This window comes from Nafulsella turpanensis ZLM-10 (assembly GCF_000346615.1).
In the GTDB taxonomy this organism is placed as follows: domain Bacteria; phylum Bacteroidota; class Bacteroidia; order Cytophagales; family Cyclobacteriaceae; genus Nafulsella; species Nafulsella turpanensis.
Map to the genome: position 1 here is coordinate 1 of NZ_ANNU01000081.1, position 14,830 is coordinate 14,830.

Sequence of the window (14,830 nt, forward strand, 5' to 3'; positions counted from 1 at the left end):
CACAGGCTCTGCTGAGGAGCAACCTGTCAGCAATAGGAGGTGCCAAGTGGAATAAAAGGAACCAGCCCCTTCCGCTGGAAAGGACTGGTTCTCCCTAACTTATTCTGCTTGCCCCATGGCTAAAAAAACCTAAACAAACAGAGCCTGAATTTTCATTTACACACTTTTCTGGACACTGTCTATAGAAAAAGTCGTAAAAGACCAGTAATAGAATAATTATTCCACCAATTAAATAAATTGTTCCTTCCATTTTTGAGTTTTTCTTTCAAATATTTAAAGTATGTATTGTGAAATGCCCCAGCTGCCATTACCAAATTTGGAATAGTAAATGCAAAACCTAAAAGGCTTTCAACTGTAGCTGCCAGTTAAAAAAAAGTGGCTAACCAAAGTTTAAGGGTATAACCATTTTCCTTATTCCTGGTAAATCCCCTTAAAGGGCGGTAACTTTAACTGTCTCCATTTCTTTTTCATTTTCTTCCCGCTCCACTTGAAGGCGAACACCCTTTTCCTTGTCGGTTTTCTTTAACAGTGCAACAACCCAGGGAGTAGCTTTAGGGTCAAGCACCATTAACTTGTTATTATCTCCTACCAAACCATAACCACTTTCAACACAATGCCCCATCAGGGCACAACTGGTGGTATGTTCTTTTGCCTGCTCTGTATATTGGGAAGGTGACATATGGCGTAGACAAATAATATCTACCACATATCCTTCCAGTACTTCTTTTGGGGATTCACTCATTGACTTTAGCTTTATTTTTTAATACTTCTCTTTAAAAGTTGTGCATTCAGCGCCACCACCACAGTACTTAAGCTCATGAGACCTGCCCCAACCGCGGGTGATATCATAATGCCCTGGCTGTAAAGAACACCAGCCGCCAGAGGGAGCGCAACTACATTGTAGGCAGTTGCCCAGAACAGGTTCTGAATCATTTTTCTATAGGTGGCTTTCCCAAACAGAATCAGAGAGGCAATGTCTTTGGGGTTGCTGTTCACCAGCACTATATCGGCAGTTTCGGCGGCCACATCGGTTCCGGAACCAACGGCAATTCCTACGTTTGCCTGAGCCAGCGCCGGTGCATCATTCACCCCATCGCCTGTCATGGCTACAAATTCTCCCCTGGCCTGTAACTCCTTTACCTTTTCCTGCTTCTGGTGAGGGAGTACATTGGCGATGAAGCCGTCCATCTGCAATGCATTACTTACACTTCCGGCCACCCTTTCATTATCGCCGGTCAGCAACAGGTTCTTTATTCCATTTTCTTTCAGCGTTTTAATGGCTTCAGCTGATTCCGACCTTATCTGGTCCCGAAGGGTAATGTATCCCACTACTTTTCCTTCCACCATTACATACACTACTGTTTCCACCCCTTCTTCTGCTGAATTTTCAGGTACCTGAATGTTAAATTCGTTTATGTAATTCGGGCCTACTACCTTAATGTCTTTTCCTTCTACTCTTCCTTCCAGGCCTTTACCTGGTAAGTAGTTGAAGCTTTCTGAAGCAGGGACTTGAATATTCTCTTCTTTCACTCTTCGAAGGATGCCCTGAGAAATATAATGCTCCGAGTTCTGCTCTACTCCGGCTGCCAAACGCAGCATTTCTTCTTTACTCACAGTATTGTTAAAGACCACCACCTGTGAAATTTCATGGGAGCCCTGGGTAAGCGTGCCTGTCTTATCAAAAATGATGGTGGTAATCTTTCGGGAGTTTTCAAAGGCGGTTCGGTTACGGATGAGCAAACCATTTTTGGCGGATACAGCGGTGGAAATTGCCACTACCAGCGGAATAGCCAGCCCCAGCGCATGCGGACAGGAAATCACCATAACGGTTACCATTCGCTCCAGGGCAAAATCCAGTTCTGCTCCAATGAAGAGCCAAACTGCAAGGGTCAGAAAGCCTGCCGTAAGGGCGGTATAGGCCAGCCACTTCGCAGCCCTGTCTGCCAGGTGCTGAGTCGCTGACTTAGTTTTCTGAGCGTCCTGGACGAGGTTGATTACCTTCTTCAGGTAACTTTCCTCCCCTGTATGCTCCACTTTCACTTTAATGGAACCATTCCCATTGATAGAGCCCCCGATTACCTTCTCCCCTTTTACCTTTTGTACCGGCTTACTTTCGCCCGTCAGCATACTTTCGTTCAGGTAGCTCTCTCCTTCTTCCACCAAACCATCCGCAGGCACTTTCTCCCCTGGCCTCACCAGGATGATATCTCCTTTTTGCAGTTCTTCAATTCTTACCTTTACCGTTTCTCCCTTTCGAATTACATGAGCCTCGGCAGGCATCATACTCACCAATAGCTCCAGAGCTTTCGAAGCACCTAAAACAGACTTCATTTCAATCCAGTGGCCAAGCAGCATCACCACGATGAGGGTGGCCAGTTCCCAGAAGAAGTCCATCCCTTCCAGTCCGAAAACCATTGCCGTGCTATAGAAATAAGCAACGCTGATCCCGATCCCTATCAGCGTCATCATACCGGGAGCACCTTTTTTCACCTCTTCCACTAAACCTGTCAGAAAAGGCCAGCCTCCGTAAAAATAGATAATGGTGGAAAGGCCAAAGGAAATCCACAACTGTGTAGCCACTTCCATTCCCAGGCTGTAACCGAGGATATGCTGCACCATAGGACTCAGCACAATCACCGGAATAGATAAAACAAGAGAAATCCAGAATCTCCGCTTAAAATCTTCAATCATCATCTGGTGATGGCCCTTGTGGCCTCCATGATGATCATGGTGGTCGTGGCCAACATGCTCTTTATGTGGAGGGTGACCTGCACCATGGGGCATAGCCTTTTCATGTGCATGCAGGGTCTTTTCCTCCATGCGCTCCTCAACTTCATTTGCCTGTTTTTCCGCTTCTTTTGAAGAGGGCTTGTGCTGATGGTGATCGTGGTGGTGAGAATGCTTTGCCATAGTAGTTTAAAAAATTGATTCGGATATCATACAAAAGCCAACCACACTAGCCAGGCAATGGTTATTCAACATTTTGACTTTCCTGTATAAGATTCTGCCATGGCAGTTGCCTTCCCTGACTTTTTAGCTTTTTAAAAATTCACCTTCACAAAAGCTTTAAGCCTGTTTTTCAGCAAGTTAAAAGAAACACTTTGACTCCCTAAAAATAAAAGTCAATCAAGCATCTCTTCTGCTCCATGTTTTCCTGTGCTCTGAGTGTTTTGCAAATTGAGGAAAGCGAACAAACTTTGCTCCATGGCTGTTGCCAAAAAAGAGGTAAATCATTTTAAATCAACTCATTATGAAGATATTAAAATTCAAAACCAATATTAACTGTGGCGGCTGTGTAAAATCAGTGACGCCTTATCTGGATGGAGAAGAATCCATCTCTAAATGGCAGGTAGATACCAATAATCCAGACAAAGTCCTGAGCGTATCGGGTGAGGAGCTGGAGCCCCACGTGGTAAAAAACCTGGTGGAAAAAGCAGGCTTTAAAGCAGAAGTCCTCCGGGTCCAGGGAATTGGCGGAGGAGACCTTTAGCCTTTGCCCTTCATGAAAAAAAGTGAAGTCGACAATAGAAACAGCCAGCTGAAAAGAAATAGTGGTACGAACGAGACGCGGGTTAAACATAGTCAAGAATACCTTTTATTAGGCAGAGGCTAACAAAAGGAACCGGACAGCCTATTTAAATTTTTCTCTGCATATTTGCATAAAAAAACACTAATGAAGAAAATAGGAACCGCAGTTGCTTTTGCTGTGCTGCTGGCATCTTGTCAGGGAAACGAAAAGACACAGGAGCAACGACAGCATTCAGTAGAGGAGCACCAGCATTCTTCAGCAGTCCCGGCAAAAAACCAGGCAAATGAGGGAGAACAGAAGAAACCCCTTAGCCCCCATACCAGTGCGATGGCCATGGTGGGCGATGCTCATATTCATATTGACTACAGCTCTCCCAGGGTTCGCAATAGAATCGTGTTCGGTGGTCTGGTAGCCCTGGACGAGGTGTGGGTTTCAGGTGCTCACAATGCAACCTGGCTGGAAGCAGACAAAGCCTTACGGATAGCAGGCAATGAATTACCCGCCGGCAAGTATGCTCTCTTTACCATTCCCGGAGAAGACCAGTGGACCGTAATTTTCAACCGCAACTGGGAACAGCACGGCAAGGATGAGTACAAGCAGTCAGATGATGTGTTCCGCTTTAAAGTAGAGCCGGAAACCCTCCAGGAAACGAAAGAAGAACTTACCTATGAGGTAAACAAACAAAGCGATAGAGACGGAACCATTTCACTGGCATGGGAAAAGAAAAAAATCAGCTTTCCTTTTGAGGTTATACAGTAGCTTTATCTAAACTTACTTTTACCAGGAGCGGCTGATTCAAAAAGTGAAATCAGCCGCTCTGTTTTTGTTTAGGCAAAGGTCATCAGTGTATTACGATTGATAGGAGGCCTCTGCGGTCCGTTTTTTCTCCATTTGAATCATATCCAGAACCAGGCCAGCCCAGGTGAAATCCTTCGCTCCATACCCTTCGCCTGTAAATGGATTGTAATACTCCCGAAAGCCACTTTTCTCAATCAGGTTTCTAATGCTATCAATCAGCCTATTCGATTCTTTTTCGTAACCGTTTTCCATTAAGAACTGGTGCATAAACCAGTTATTTAGAATCCAGGTTGGCCCGCGCCAGATGTACATTGATGCTGTTGGGTCAAATGAGGGGTGGTTTTTAGCAACCGAAGGAATGGGAAAGGGTGTATCAAATTCTTCACTGTTAAAAAAATGCTTGGTTATTACCTTTTCTTTCACCTCTTTGGGCAGACTTTTCAGCACCACAGGATAAAAAATGGTAGGGGTAAGAATCTTAATTTTCGTATTCTCTTTCCCGTACACATCATAAAAGGCGGCGTCCTTTTTGTCGTACATTACCTCCAGTATGCTGCGGCTTACCTGTTCTCCAAGCCTTTTAAAAGCCCCGGCTTCCTTCTCCTCTCCTAGCTCCTTACATAAACCGGCCATAGCATTCAGATTCTGGGCATAAATCGTATTTAACCCAACCTCCTTCACCAGGAAATACCCTTTTTTATAGACTTTTTTTAGGTTATAATTATTCAGGAAATTCCGGAAATCAACTCCTGCCATTTTTATAAACAAGCGCCAGTCAGCCTTTTTCTCCTGAAAATTCACCACAACATCGAAGGTAGGTTTCCAATCCATGCCTGATTCGAAAGGTGAGATAATGGTGAGTAAGCCATCTCCCTGGAAATCGCGGTTACGGGCAAGCCAGCGATAGTACTTTTTCAGCTTCGGAAGCATTTCACTCAGAAACGCCTTGTCGCCGGTAACTTCATACACCCTTGCCACAGCCTGGGCCACCAGTGGTGGTTGTATCAGGGCACTCATGTGGCTTTTGAAAAGGTGCTTAAAACTGGGTTTCGACTGAAAAAAGTCCGCAAACCTCCCAGGTTTTAGCCTGTCCCAGTAAATCATGTGCCCAACAAAACCATCCTCTTTCTGCATAGCAAACAGGCTATAAAGATGTTCCTTAGCCATGTTATGCTCTCCAAGGGCAGTAAGAATAAACACGTGGAAACAGGTGTCCCAGAAAAACTGAAAAGGGTAGGTACCTGGTGAGGGTTTTGTATAATGAAAGGTAGTCTTACCTCCATCTAAGTGCCCCTTGATCATGTTCTCATAAAGAACCTGTCTTGTTTTATCCCCAATTTCTTTATCTGTCATTGCGTATACTTTCTACCATCTTTAGGTTCGGGACAACAGGCTTTGTTTCAGGATGCACTTTTGTCCCTGGTTTTCAGCTTCTCTGCCCTCACTTCACATACTTATCCCAAATACCATATTTTTCTGTTACCGGGCCAAGCGGAATGGCCAGGGCGGCAACGACTAAACCAACAATAGCACCCGTAATACTCAGCCCCAGGGTACTGTCCTGCACAACCCATGGGCCAACCGCCACGGCAAGACCAAGCAGAACATTCGTGTACCGGCCTAATCGCACTACTTCTCCCATACAAATCACAGAGAACACCACAATCAAAGCCCCCCCAAGGTGAAAGATATTAGCCGCTGTTGCCTCTATGGATACCCCAAAAATGGCAGGTGCGAACATCAGGCCAGCCCCTAAAAGAGTTGAAACTACTAAGGTCCAGGGGAAGCTCATGCCCCAGATAGAGGCCATAAACACCTGCCCAGGCTTCTGCGGTAGCGCCATGAGCTTGGGAGAACGCTCATCCTGATTTTGCTCAAATGGTTTCCCACCTTTCCAGAATACTTCCCATAAATTGTCTCCCCGCTTTTTGGCCTGCACCATATGCTGTATCATGGCCATTACTTCATCTACGGCCAGTGAAATCATGGGCAGCATAATCGCTGCTGCCAGCAGGCAGAGCGTACACCACTCTCCCACCACCACGGGCTGTGAAATGACGAGAAAAATATGGACAAGTCCTAAAGGAATAACCACGATGCCAAAAATTGCTACCATCCAGGGCATGGTGCGCCAGCGGGAAGGGCTCCCCATCCAGCCCATCAGGAACTCGACAGTATAAGCCAAGGCACCTAATGCACCATCAGAAATAGGAAGGGAATGGGACATATTAGAATTCAATACCTGCCGTGTGCCGTCCCCGAAGAAAGGGTCCCAGGCCGTTTCAATATAGCCCAGCTGAAAAGCCCCCAGGTATCGCGAAACCAGCCATCCGGCAAACGCCAGCACAATCATGATCCAGCGCTGTGGCCAGCTGGAAGGATTGTAGCTCCAGCCCGGTGGCGCCTGCGAACCCATTTTCATGTAGGTAATCATATTGGGCATACCGGGGATAAGAATGGTAAGGCCAATGACCAATGCCCCCACCAGCGTATCATTGAGATAAGCTGCTGCCGTGGGTGCCCAGAATATGACAGGCGCCATATTGAGCCAGATGCCGATAAAGCAGGCAACCCACAGGCTGATGGGCCGGTTAGGAGTAAGAGAGCGCCAGCCGAAAAATATCAGAGCCAGGCCGCTGATAATGTCGCTCCACTTCATGAAGCTGATGCGCTGACTCATGCTAAGCCACACATCGCGCCCGCCACTGGGCTCTACCGTACCTATGCCGTAGCTAAAGGTAAGCGGAGAGGCTATCAGCCAGAATCCCAGGATAATCAGCATCCAGTACACCCATAAAGTTTGCATATGGTGCATGTGCAGCATTTGCATGCGCTGCTCCTGATTCATCATTCCTCCCCCGTGGCCACCCTTGTGCTCATGCTCCTTTTTCTTCTGTTTTCCTCCTTTTTCTTCCGACTGCCACATACTGTGTTTCGGGGGTTCCGTACCATCGGAATGCTTTTCTTTATGTTTTTCCTGCTTCTTATCTTCCTTCATCTGCTGGTGGTGCTGTTTCATCTGCTTTTCAGCCATGGGCCGCGTTACACCCCGCATGCCCATGCCGCCACCTTCAGAATGCTTATCCTTTTTTTTGTCTTCCTCCTTATTTCCCATTTCATCAGTTTTAAAAGTTTTGCAGACTCATTGCCTGTTACGGTTACGGGTTTATCAGGAGAATTCCTGGAACCTGAACCTTTTAAAGTGCCGGAAAACAGTAAACCAGAGACAGGTAAACCCTGCCTCTGGTTTTACTTTTGATTAGGCATTAAGCCAGATAAGCCTCGCAGGCTTTTTGGCATTCCCGGCAGGCCCGGGCGCACTCCTTACAATGGTCCTGCTCCATCTTTTCGCATTCATCCCCGCAGGCCTTTACCGATTGCAGGCACAGTCGTACAGCATCTTTTGCCAGGGCTGAATTAGACGCTATCAGTGAATGCGCCGTATAGCACAAGGTTTCACAATCACGGTCCAGCCGGATGCACTTGACCATCATTTTAATATTATCTTCATCTAAACACTTATCGGAACAGTAATTACACGCAGCTGCACAATTTGCCAGTGCTGCTAAAAGGTTGGTATTATTCATGTTAAAAAATTTAAGTTTAAAAAAATAACAACTACTACAAATGAACCGTAACATGCAGGAAAGGTTACAGCGAGCCATTTTGCCTGTATTGACAGCTTGCGGGTGGCTTTTTGTTGGTCCGGCTAAAAGAAATTCAGAGAGCAACTTAAGGTGTAGTCAATATCCGGCAAGCTACAATATAGTTCAGGCAAGAGCATACTGCTTCCGTTAAGCATGAAGCTTCATGCTTAACGGAAGCAGCTTTTTTTAAAAGGTAGTTTTCTCCTTCTCCAGCCTCCTCAAGGAATGATTCCGGGCCTGCCCGATTTTCCTTCAGATTATTTGCTGCCAACTTTTTTCTGGTATTGGTTCGATGAACCAAACAACAGCTCACATACCCAATCTTAGTTTTTTAACCTCTGATGATAAAGCCGGCATCTTTTACCGCCTGCTCTACTTCTTCATCTTTAAAGGTGCCATGTACTGTCAGGATTTTTCCTTTATCCGTAGTATCCACATTCCAGGATGTTACGCTGGAGACACTATTCAGGTAAGGCATTACGTTGCGAACACAGCTATCGCAATTAATGTCCGTTTTAAACTTTCGGGTTTTTACGTTTTGTTCCATATCCTTTCTATCTTTTTCACTACTTCAGAGTTTCTATAAATTATACCCATTCTAGCGTAGAGTGGTTTCCTCCCTTTTTTTGTCCTGAAGAGATGGAAAACAAGACTCTTTTAAGCCTCAAGCTCCTGTACTCCCTTTCATTAAGTCCATCCCAGTAAATAGGACTATGTGGAAGAAAAGTGGGGCAAAAAACCCCTTATCGCTGTTCAGTCCTTGATTAAGAAATGGGAATACCTGCCCTGCCCAACTACTTTACCTATGACTCAGAAATCAGGAAGGTAATCTGTTTAAAAAATACCAATGAAGGATTTCATATTCCATAGCCACGGGAGAAAAGGAACTAAAATCTTCGTTTTATTTCCTTACTTGTGTCTTAAACTGTCAAACGATGAGTTAAAAAGCTGAATTACAGCGCTACATGATACATAAATACTTGCAGCATTGGTAAGTAAACTTTATTATTTATTGATATCACAAAAATAAAAGTACTTTATTTATAGTATTTATAGTCCCTCCTGTTGGAAGGAGGGACTCCCAAAAGACAAGTTTATTTGCTTCGCCTTTATTCTCACCAAACTACAATTTCCTGAAGCGGTCGTTTTTTTGTTTCAAGAAACGGAGGTGGCTGTTGCACAACCTTTCTTTTGATGTCTCTTTTCAGGAGCCTTCATCAGGTTTAGTGGATCAGAGACTGATTTCTAGATTTTTTAAGGTTGAAGAGCACTATCAGGAACAAAACAAAGCCTGTAAAAGGCTGGGTCAGCTCTCTTTTCATGGCTTGGGCCATGCTTTTCACCTTAACAGGTTCAAACCTCATGTATTTCCTCAGGTTGAAAGCAATGGCGGCCACCAGCATCACCTTGTGTGCGCCTGCATTTCCCTTTACCCCTACCTTGCCCATCCCGTAGTAGTTTATTAGGGTGCCGAAAACCGGCTCAACCGTGCTTTGCCTGGTTCGCCTCATGTGTTTACCCTTTCTGCTTAGCTGTCTTTCCAGTGCTCTCCGATATTCCGGATTATAAGCTGTTCGGGTGATTTGCCTACACTTGGTTCTTGGAACACAGGAAGATTTCAAAGGGCAATTCTTGCAATCCTGGTAATTGGCGCGGTAAATTTTCAGCAGGCCTCCCTCTGCACTGGTATCATAGGTTTTAAAGGATAACCCCTTCCCGGCAGCACAAGTGAACTGGTCTTTTTCCTGATCATAAGGAAAGCCTTCTATCTCTGGCTTATACTTACCAAACACCGGAACCCATCCGGTAATATGTCGCTGTTCCAAAAAAGCATAGTTACTGCCATTAGAAAAGCCTCCATCGGCCCACAGGTCCTGCATATGTAGTTTATTATCAGTTAAGCGTCTCTGTAGTTTTAGGGTAATAGCAGGCAAATTCAGGCTGTCCCTACCCTCAGCAAAATCTGCATGTATATGACTTATAACTCCTTTGGCAGTATCCACAGCCATGCTACAATGATAATTTAGCCTCCTTACTTTACCCGGCTTAACAGAGATACGCGCATCCGGATCAGTTGAGCTATAGTGGGTCTTATTGCTTAGCAGTTGTGCTTTCTCATGATGTCCTCCTAATGATCCTGGTGATTCCCTGAGGTTTTCCTGGTGCTTTTCCAGCTTTCTTAGCTGATGATCCGGAGCCGAGATATATTGCTCGCTTTTACTGTCCTTACCTTCCTTTCCTGCAGGATCATTCTCTTCATTGGCATTTGCCAGATACATACTGGAAGATTCGGCCGGCTGCTTCAATTTGAGGCTATCCATGGAAGCATTGGCTTTCACCGGAGCGGAGTCTATAGCCTGAGCATCTCCCGATACCATTCCTTTCTCTACACACAGGCTGAAGACATAGTCAAACAAGAGTTCGAATAAAGTCTCAGGCAGGAGTTGACGGGTACGGGAAACTGTGGAGTGCCATGGTAGCGGCTCATCGAGCTGATAACCCAGAAAGTAAAGCAAGTCAAGTCGGAGACTACAATGCTCAATCAGCTTTCTGTCAGAGGTGATGTTTTCCAGATAACCTATCAGGCACAGTTTAAAAAAAACAACCGGATCAATTGACTGCTGACCGCAACGGCCATAGTATTCCTCCGTCTCCTCATAAAGAAAATCTAGATCAAGTTGCTGTTTGAGTCGCCGGTAAAAGTTATGCTCCGGTACGTGTGCCGAGAGCGAAAAGAAAAGCTCCTTCTCATCCTCAAAAATCTTCCTACCCTGCATATTCCTAAAGATTTAGCCTTACCAATTTAACGGCTATCTTTTTTATGGGATTGTGCAACAGCCACGGAGGTTTTATAAACACTAAATCGGCTGGTTTGCCTTACACACAAAACACTGCCTGGTCTAAAATATGAAGATGGTCCTCTGTGCAATGTTTTTTATACTGAACTAAAGCTTTTATACTTGCGTATATATTTAAGTATTTGCTTAAATATTATTTAAAAAAGGATGAGTTCAGAAAAATGTATAAGAGTCCTTGCGGACGAGAGCCAGATAAAGCAGTGCAAAGCGGATGTAGCGGCAATAGATGAAAGTGTTCAGCATTTGTCAGCTTTACTTAGCCTTGCCGGCAATGAAGCTCGCCTAAAGATTTTATTCCTGCTTCAACAGGAAAGACAGATGTGCCCCTGTGACTTAAGTGACGTACTGGAGATGACCGTACCCGCCATTTCACAACATCTGCGCAAGATGAAGGATAAGAACCTGGTACAGTCCAGGAAAGTAGGCCAAACCGTTTTCTATTCCATTAATGATAGCTATCAGAGCCTACTGCAACCACTTTTCAAAATAGTCAAAGAACCCTCTAAGCTGTAGTCATATGCAAGTTCAATTAAATTCAACCCTTACCTGCCCATTCTGCAGCTTTAAAAAAGAAGAAGCTATGCCCCAGGATGCCTGCCAGTTCTTTTATGAATGTGAGGCCTGTAAAATGGTCCTGAAACCAAAGGAAGGAGACTGCTGTGTTTACTGTTCTTTTGGTTCCGTGCCCTGCCCCCCTATCCAGATAAATAAAAGCTGCTGCTAATTAAAAGTTTACAGGGACTATGGAAAACAAAAAGAACTATACAAAGATAATGGCAGCGGGTGTCGTAGCCGCTCTTGGAGCCTCTCTCTGCTGCATCACGCCTATTCTGGCATTAGTTGCAGGAATTGGGGGAGCCGCATCCGCTTTTGCCTGGCTTGATCCCTTCCGGACTTACCTTATTGGTTTTACAGGTGTATTACTTGCTTTTGCCTGGTACCAGCAGCTTAAGCCACAGAAAGAACAGCTGGCATGCGACTGTGAGGATGATCAGAAGAAAAAAGCCTTTGTTCAGTCTAAAACCTTTCTTGGCATTGCTACGGCGTTTGCTCTCCTGCTCCTTTCCTTTCCTTATTTCTCAGGTTCTTTTTTCCCAGAGTCTGCAAATAAAGTTGTAGCAGCAGTAATCCAGCCGGCACAGTTTCAACAGGCCAGCCTTAAAATAGAAGGGATGACCTGCGGTGGATGCGAAAGCAGCGTGAATCATGCTCTTTCCAGCAAAGAAGGTGTGTTGAACGCAAAGGCCAGCTATGAAGAGGGAATCGCTAAAGTAACCTATGACCCTGCTCTCATTACCCCTGAAGCCTTAAAAAAGGCTATCGAAGAGGAAGTAGGCTATATCGTTCCTAAGATAGAGTTAATCGACACGAAAAAAGAATATTAATGGAAAGACTGATTCTTTTGCTAGTGCTAGCCTTCTTCAGCAGCACAACCCTATTTGCTCAGACTGCTCCGCAGGAAAAGGCTACTGCCGCGCTGGCAGAACCTGCGGAATGGGTAACTTTAAAGGTAACGGGCATTACTTGTGCAGGCTGTGCCGGACAAATCCAAAAAGCCCTTGCAAAAAAAGAAGGAGTATTGGACCACCAAATAAAATATCCTGGTGATTTAGTAAAAGTAAAGGTTGAGACTAAAAAGATAAGGGGTGAGAACATCCGGCAAACCATTATTGCTTTAGGCTATAAAGCGGAAACTGTCGAAGCGAGGCGGTAACTTTTTTAAAATGGCGTATGGGAAATAGTACGCGACCAACAATAACATTTTTTCACTTCAATTTTTTTATCTATATGACTGAATATGATCTTTTCGTAATCGGCACGGGCATGGCCGGAGTAACAGTTGCCAGGAAGGCTGCAAAAAAGGGGCTTAAAGTAGGCATAGCTGACTTTCGGCCCTATGGCGGCACCTGTGCCCTGAGAGGCTGTGACCCAAAGAAAATTCTTATTGATGTAGCCAAGGCTAAAAGCAGCATAGAAACCTACAATGGAAAGGGTTTGAAGGCCGAGGGGAGGATAAGCTGGCCTGAGTTGATGAAGTTCAAGAGAGGATTTACCGATCCTGTACCCGATAAAATGGAAAAGGGATACCAGAAAGCCGGTGTAGATACATTTCATGATGCTGTTACTTTTCTTAGTGAAAATACCCTGAAGGTTGGCGATACAACCATACAAGCCAAAAAGATTGTGGTGGCCTCTGGTGCCAGGCCTAGAGCACTTTCTGTGCCGGGAGCAGAACATACCATTACCAGCGATGATTTTATTCACTTGGAAGAATTGCCGGAAAGCATCATTTTCTTAGGAGGAGGCTATGTTGCTTTTGAATTTGCTCATCTGGCCGCTAAAGCAGGAGCCCAGGTAACAATTATAGAAAGAGGCGAATATCCCCTGAAGCACTTTGAAAAGGAGCTGGTGGAACATGTTCTGAAAGCCTCCAAAGCCCACGGCATCGAGGTGTTGCTGAAAACCGAAGCAATGGAAATACGCAAATCAGATAGGGGTTTTCAGGTAGTGTCCAAAGGCACCGAAGGAGAAAAGGTAGTGGAAAGTCAGCTGGTGATAAATGCCGCCGGACGAGTGCCTGAAATAGACAAGCTAGACCTGGAAAAAGGAAAGGTGGATTTTGGAGGAAGAGGCATCAAAGTAAATGAGTACCTGCAAAGCATTTCTAATCCCCGGGTATATGCAGCTGGGGATGTGGCCGATAGCGAAGGATTGCCCTTAACACCGGTAGCCGTATATGAAGGACATGCAGTTGCAAGCAACATCATCAAAGGCAACAACAAAGCCCCTCAATATAAGGAAATGCCTACGGTCGTATTCACCAGCCCTCCCCTTGCCAGTGTAGGCTTAACCGAAGAAGAGGCCAGGGCGCAAAACAAAAACTACAAAGTAAAATTCGGTGATGCTTCCAGCTGGTTTAATGCCTACCGCTCCCAGGCCGAAGCCTATGCGTATAAGGTACTCATCAGCAAAGAAGATGGCACAATTTTAGGCGCACACTTGATAGGCCCTTCAGCCGATGAAACCATCAACTTGTTTGCCTTGGCCATAAAAGCAAAGATTCCGGCAAAGGATTTGCAAAGCATGATGTACAGCTACCCTACCTGGGCTTCTGATTTAAGTTATATGGTATAGAGGTCTGGCTGCTTTGAAAAAAATACTTCTCGTAATATTCCTGGTAGTCGAAAAAACATAAACCAAAGGGCTTAATTGGTAAAAGAAAAACAAAACCTTTGGCCCCTAAAAAAATTGCATTAAAAATTTTACCCTTCATATGAATATTCAACTTCCACTGATTTCAGATCCTCTTCTACTAAAAGAGCTGGAAAAGCATGGCACTATCCAGGTAATTGAAGCGGGAAAAACTATTATTGAGCCCGGTCAATACATTAAAATGGTTCCAGTTGTTATGGAGGGAACAATAAAGGTAATGCGCACCAATGAGGAAGGGCATGACCTCTTCCTTTATTATATCGAAAGTGGGGAAACCTGCGCGGTGTCTCTGACCTGCTGTAGTGCAATGAATCCAAGCGAGGTAAAAGCAGTCGCAGAGGAAAAAACCAAGATACTGGCTATTCCTGCCAGAAAGCACGAGGAATGGACTAATGAATTCCGGCAATGGAAAGATTTTGTTGCCCAGACTTATCAAAAGCGTTTCCAATCGATGTTTGAGGCTATCGATGATATTGCTTTTAAAAAAATGGATGAGCGCCTGCTGAAATACCTGGTTGTGAAATCAAAGCAGGCAAAGTCAAATAAACTTTCTTTAACTCACCAGGAAGTTGCCAGGGAACTTGGTACCTCACGAGAGGTCATTTCCAGACTTTTGAAGCAACTCGAAAACCGAAAACTGGTGGAACTGGGTAGAAATATCGTTTATGTAAGGGACGACCTGGAAGAGTTTTTATAGCAGCAAAAAAAAGAGGCAGTGGATTACTCCATGAGTGGTCGGAAGAAATTCCGGCCACTTTTTTTATGTTTTGAAGAGTCTGTCGAGG

The 14,830-nt window shown here is 44.9% G+C and carries 15 protein-coding genes; 8 read left to right on the forward strand and 7 right to left on the reverse strand.

Annotated features, from left to right (window positions below; all coding sequences use genetic code 11):
* Window positions 1–430: 430 nt before the first annotated feature.
* Together F752_RS0122460 and F752_RS0122465 are read right to left on the reverse strand one after the other, a co-directional pair.
* Window positions 431–742 carry a hypothetical protein gene (locus F752_RS0122460; protein WP_017733997.1) on the reverse strand — a complete coding sequence of 104 codons (312 nt, stop codon included), beginning with the start codon at window positions 740–742 and terminating at the stop codon, window positions 431–433.
* An 11-nt stretch (window positions 743–753) separates the two neighbouring features.
* Window positions 754–2,910 carry a copper-translocating P-type ATPase gene (locus F752_RS0122465; RefSeq protein WP_017733998.1) on the reverse strand — a complete coding sequence of 719 codons (2,157 nt, stop codon included), beginning with the start codon at window positions 2,908–2,910 and terminating at the stop codon, window positions 754–756.
* A 340-nt stretch (window positions 2,911–3,250) separates the two neighbouring features.
* On the opposite strand from F752_RS0122465, the gene F752_RS0122470 reads away from it, so the two are divergent.
* On the forward strand, window positions 3,251–3,490 hold the full coding sequence (locus tag F752_RS0122470; RefSeq protein WP_017733999.1) for a heavy-metal-associated domain-containing protein: 240 nt from the start codon (window positions 3,251–3,253) through the stop codon (window positions 3,488–3,490).
* Between the two features lie 183 nt (window positions 3,491–3,673).
* Window positions 3,674–4,288: a DUF2911 domain-containing protein gene (locus F752_RS0122475; protein ID WP_017734000.1), complete on the forward strand. Its 615-nt coding sequence runs from the start codon at window positions 3,674–3,676 to the stop codon at window positions 4,286–4,288.
* Between the two features lie 90 nt (window positions 4,289–4,378).
* Here the strand turns inward: F752_RS0122475 and F752_RS0122480 are convergent, their stop codons facing one another.
* The 5 genes from F752_RS0122480 to F752_RS0122515 all read right to left on the reverse strand — a co-directional run bounded on the left by F752_RS0122480 (window position 4,379) and on the right by F752_RS0122515 (window position 10,751).
* Window positions 4,379–5,680, reverse strand: a complete 1,302-nt coding sequence (locus F752_RS0122480) for an amylo-alpha-1,6-glucosidase (RefSeq protein ID WP_017734001.1) — start codon at window positions 5,678–5,680, stop codon at window positions 4,379–4,381.
* An 88-nt stretch (window positions 5,681–5,768) separates the two neighbouring features.
* Window positions 5,769–7,442, reverse strand: a complete 1,674-nt coding sequence (locus F752_RS0122485) for a vitamin K epoxide reductase family protein (protein WP_017734002.1) — start codon at window positions 7,440–7,442, stop codon at window positions 5,769–5,771.
* A 151-nt stretch (window positions 7,443–7,593) separates the two neighbouring features.
* Complete coding sequence (locus tag F752_RS0122495) at window positions 7,594–7,914, reverse strand: four-helix bundle copper-binding protein (protein ID WP_017734004.1); 321 nt, start codon at window positions 7,912–7,914, stop codon at window positions 7,594–7,596.
* A gap of 391 nt (window positions 7,915–8,305) precedes the next feature.
* Window positions 8,306–8,521, reverse strand: a complete 216-nt coding sequence (locus F752_RS0122505; protein ID WP_017734006.1) for a heavy-metal-associated domain-containing protein — start codon at window positions 8,519–8,521, stop codon at window positions 8,306–8,308.
* A gap of 676 nt (window positions 8,522–9,197) precedes the next feature.
* Window positions 9,198–10,751 (reverse strand): IS1182 family transposase, encoded by a 1,554-nt coding sequence (locus F752_RS0122515; RefSeq protein ID WP_017734008.1) that lies wholly within the window; start codon window positions 10,749–10,751, stop codon window positions 9,198–9,200.
* A 228-nt stretch (window positions 10,752–10,979) separates the two neighbouring features.
* Between F752_RS0122515 and F752_RS0122520 the strand changes: the two genes are divergently transcribed.
* The 6 genes from F752_RS0122520 to F752_RS0122550 all read left to right on the forward strand — a co-directional run bounded on the left by F752_RS0122520 (window position 10,980) and on the right by F752_RS0122550 (window position 14,742).
* Window positions 10,980–11,345 carry an ArsR/SmtB family transcription factor gene (locus F752_RS0122520; RefSeq protein WP_017734009.1) on the forward strand — a complete coding sequence of 122 codons (366 nt, stop codon included), beginning with the start codon at window positions 10,980–10,982 and terminating at the stop codon, window positions 11,343–11,345.
* A gap of 4 nt (window positions 11,346–11,349) precedes the next feature.
* Window positions 11,350–11,556, forward strand: a complete 207-nt coding sequence (locus F752_RS26765) for a GDCCVxC domain-containing (seleno)protein (RefSeq protein WP_017734010.1) — start codon at window positions 11,350–11,352, stop codon at window positions 11,554–11,556.
* Window positions 11,557–11,575: 19 nt separating this feature from the next.
* Window positions 11,576–12,217: a mercuric transport protein MerTP gene (gene merTP / locus F752_RS0122530; RefSeq protein ID WP_017734011.1), complete on the forward strand. Its 642-nt coding sequence runs from the start codon at window positions 11,576–11,578 to the stop codon at window positions 12,215–12,217.
* On the forward strand, window positions 12,217–12,546 hold the full coding sequence (locus F752_RS24910; protein ID WP_017734012.1) for a heavy-metal-associated domain-containing protein: 330 nt from the start codon (window positions 12,217–12,219) through the stop codon (window positions 12,544–12,546). The genes merTP and F752_RS24910 overlap by 1 nt, the downstream gene beginning before the upstream one ends.
* Before the next feature lie 74 nt (window positions 12,547–12,620).
* Window positions 12,621–13,967 carry a dihydrolipoyl dehydrogenase family protein gene (locus F752_RS0122540; RefSeq protein ID WP_017734013.1) on the forward strand — a complete coding sequence of 449 codons (1,347 nt, stop codon included), beginning with the start codon at window positions 12,621–12,623 and terminating at the stop codon, window positions 13,965–13,967.
* A gap of 139 nt (window positions 13,968–14,106) precedes the next feature.
* The gene (locus tag F752_RS0122550) at window positions 14,107–14,742 is read left to right on the forward strand and encodes a Crp/Fnr family transcriptional regulator (RefSeq protein ID WP_017734015.1); all 636 of its coding nucleotides are present in this window, start codon (window positions 14,107–14,109) and stop codon (window positions 14,740–14,742) included.
* Window positions 14,743–14,830 lie beyond the last annotated feature (88 nt).

Excerpts from the sequence above, each read along its gene's own strand:
- F752_RS0122460 (WP_017733997.1), bottom strand. The coding sequence starts at position 742 with ATGAGTGAATCCCCAAAAGAAGTACTGGAAGGATATGTGGTAGATATT.
- F752_RS0122465 (WP_017733998.1), bottom strand. The coding sequence starts at position 2,910 with ATGGCAAAGCATTCTCACCACCACGATCACCATCAGCACAAGCCCTCT.
- F752_RS0122470 (WP_017733999.1), top strand. The coding sequence starts at position 3,251 with ATGAAGATATTAAAATTCAAAACCAATATTAACTGTGGCGGCTGTGTA.
- F752_RS0122475 (WP_017734000.1), top strand. The coding sequence starts at position 3,674 with ATGAAGAAAATAGGAACCGCAGTTGCTTTTGCTGTGCTGCTGGCATCT.
- F752_RS0122480 (WP_017734001.1), bottom strand. The coding sequence starts at position 5,680 with ATGACAGATAAAGAAATTGGGGATAAAACAAGACAGGTTCTTTATGAG.
- F752_RS0122485 (WP_017734002.1), bottom strand. The coding sequence starts at position 7,442 with ATGGGAAATAAGGAGGAAGACAAAAAAAAGGATAAGCATTCTGAAGGT.
- F752_RS0122495 (WP_017734004.1), bottom strand. The coding sequence starts at position 7,914 with ATGAATAATACCAACCTTTTAGCAGCACTGGCAAATTGTGCAGCTGCG.
- F752_RS0122505 (WP_017734006.1), bottom strand. The coding sequence starts at position 8,521 with ATGGAACAAAACGTAAAAACCCGAAAGTTTAAAACGGACATTAATTGC.
- F752_RS0122515 (WP_017734008.1), bottom strand. The coding sequence starts at position 10,751 with ATGCAGGGTAGGAAGATTTTTGAGGATGAGAAGGAGCTTTTCTTTTCG.
- F752_RS0122520 (WP_017734009.1), top strand. The coding sequence starts at position 10,980 with ATGAGTTCAGAAAAATGTATAAGAGTCCTTGCGGACGAGAGCCAGATA.
- F752_RS26765 (WP_017734010.1), top strand. The coding sequence starts at position 11,350 with ATGCAAGTTCAATTAAATTCAACCCTTACCTGCCCATTCTGCAGCTTT.
- merTP (WP_017734011.1), top strand. The coding sequence starts at position 11,576 with ATGGAAAACAAAAAGAACTATACAAAGATAATGGCAGCGGGTGTCGTA.
- F752_RS24910 (WP_017734012.1), top strand. The coding sequence starts at position 12,217 with ATGGAAAGACTGATTCTTTTGCTAGTGCTAGCCTTCTTCAGCAGCACA.
- F752_RS0122540 (WP_017734013.1), top strand. The coding sequence starts at position 12,621 with ATGACTGAATATGATCTTTTCGTAATCGGCACGGGCATGGCCGGAGTA.
- F752_RS0122550 (WP_017734015.1), top strand. The coding sequence starts at position 14,107 with ATGAATATTCAACTTCCACTGATTTCAGATCCTCTTCTACTAAAAGAG.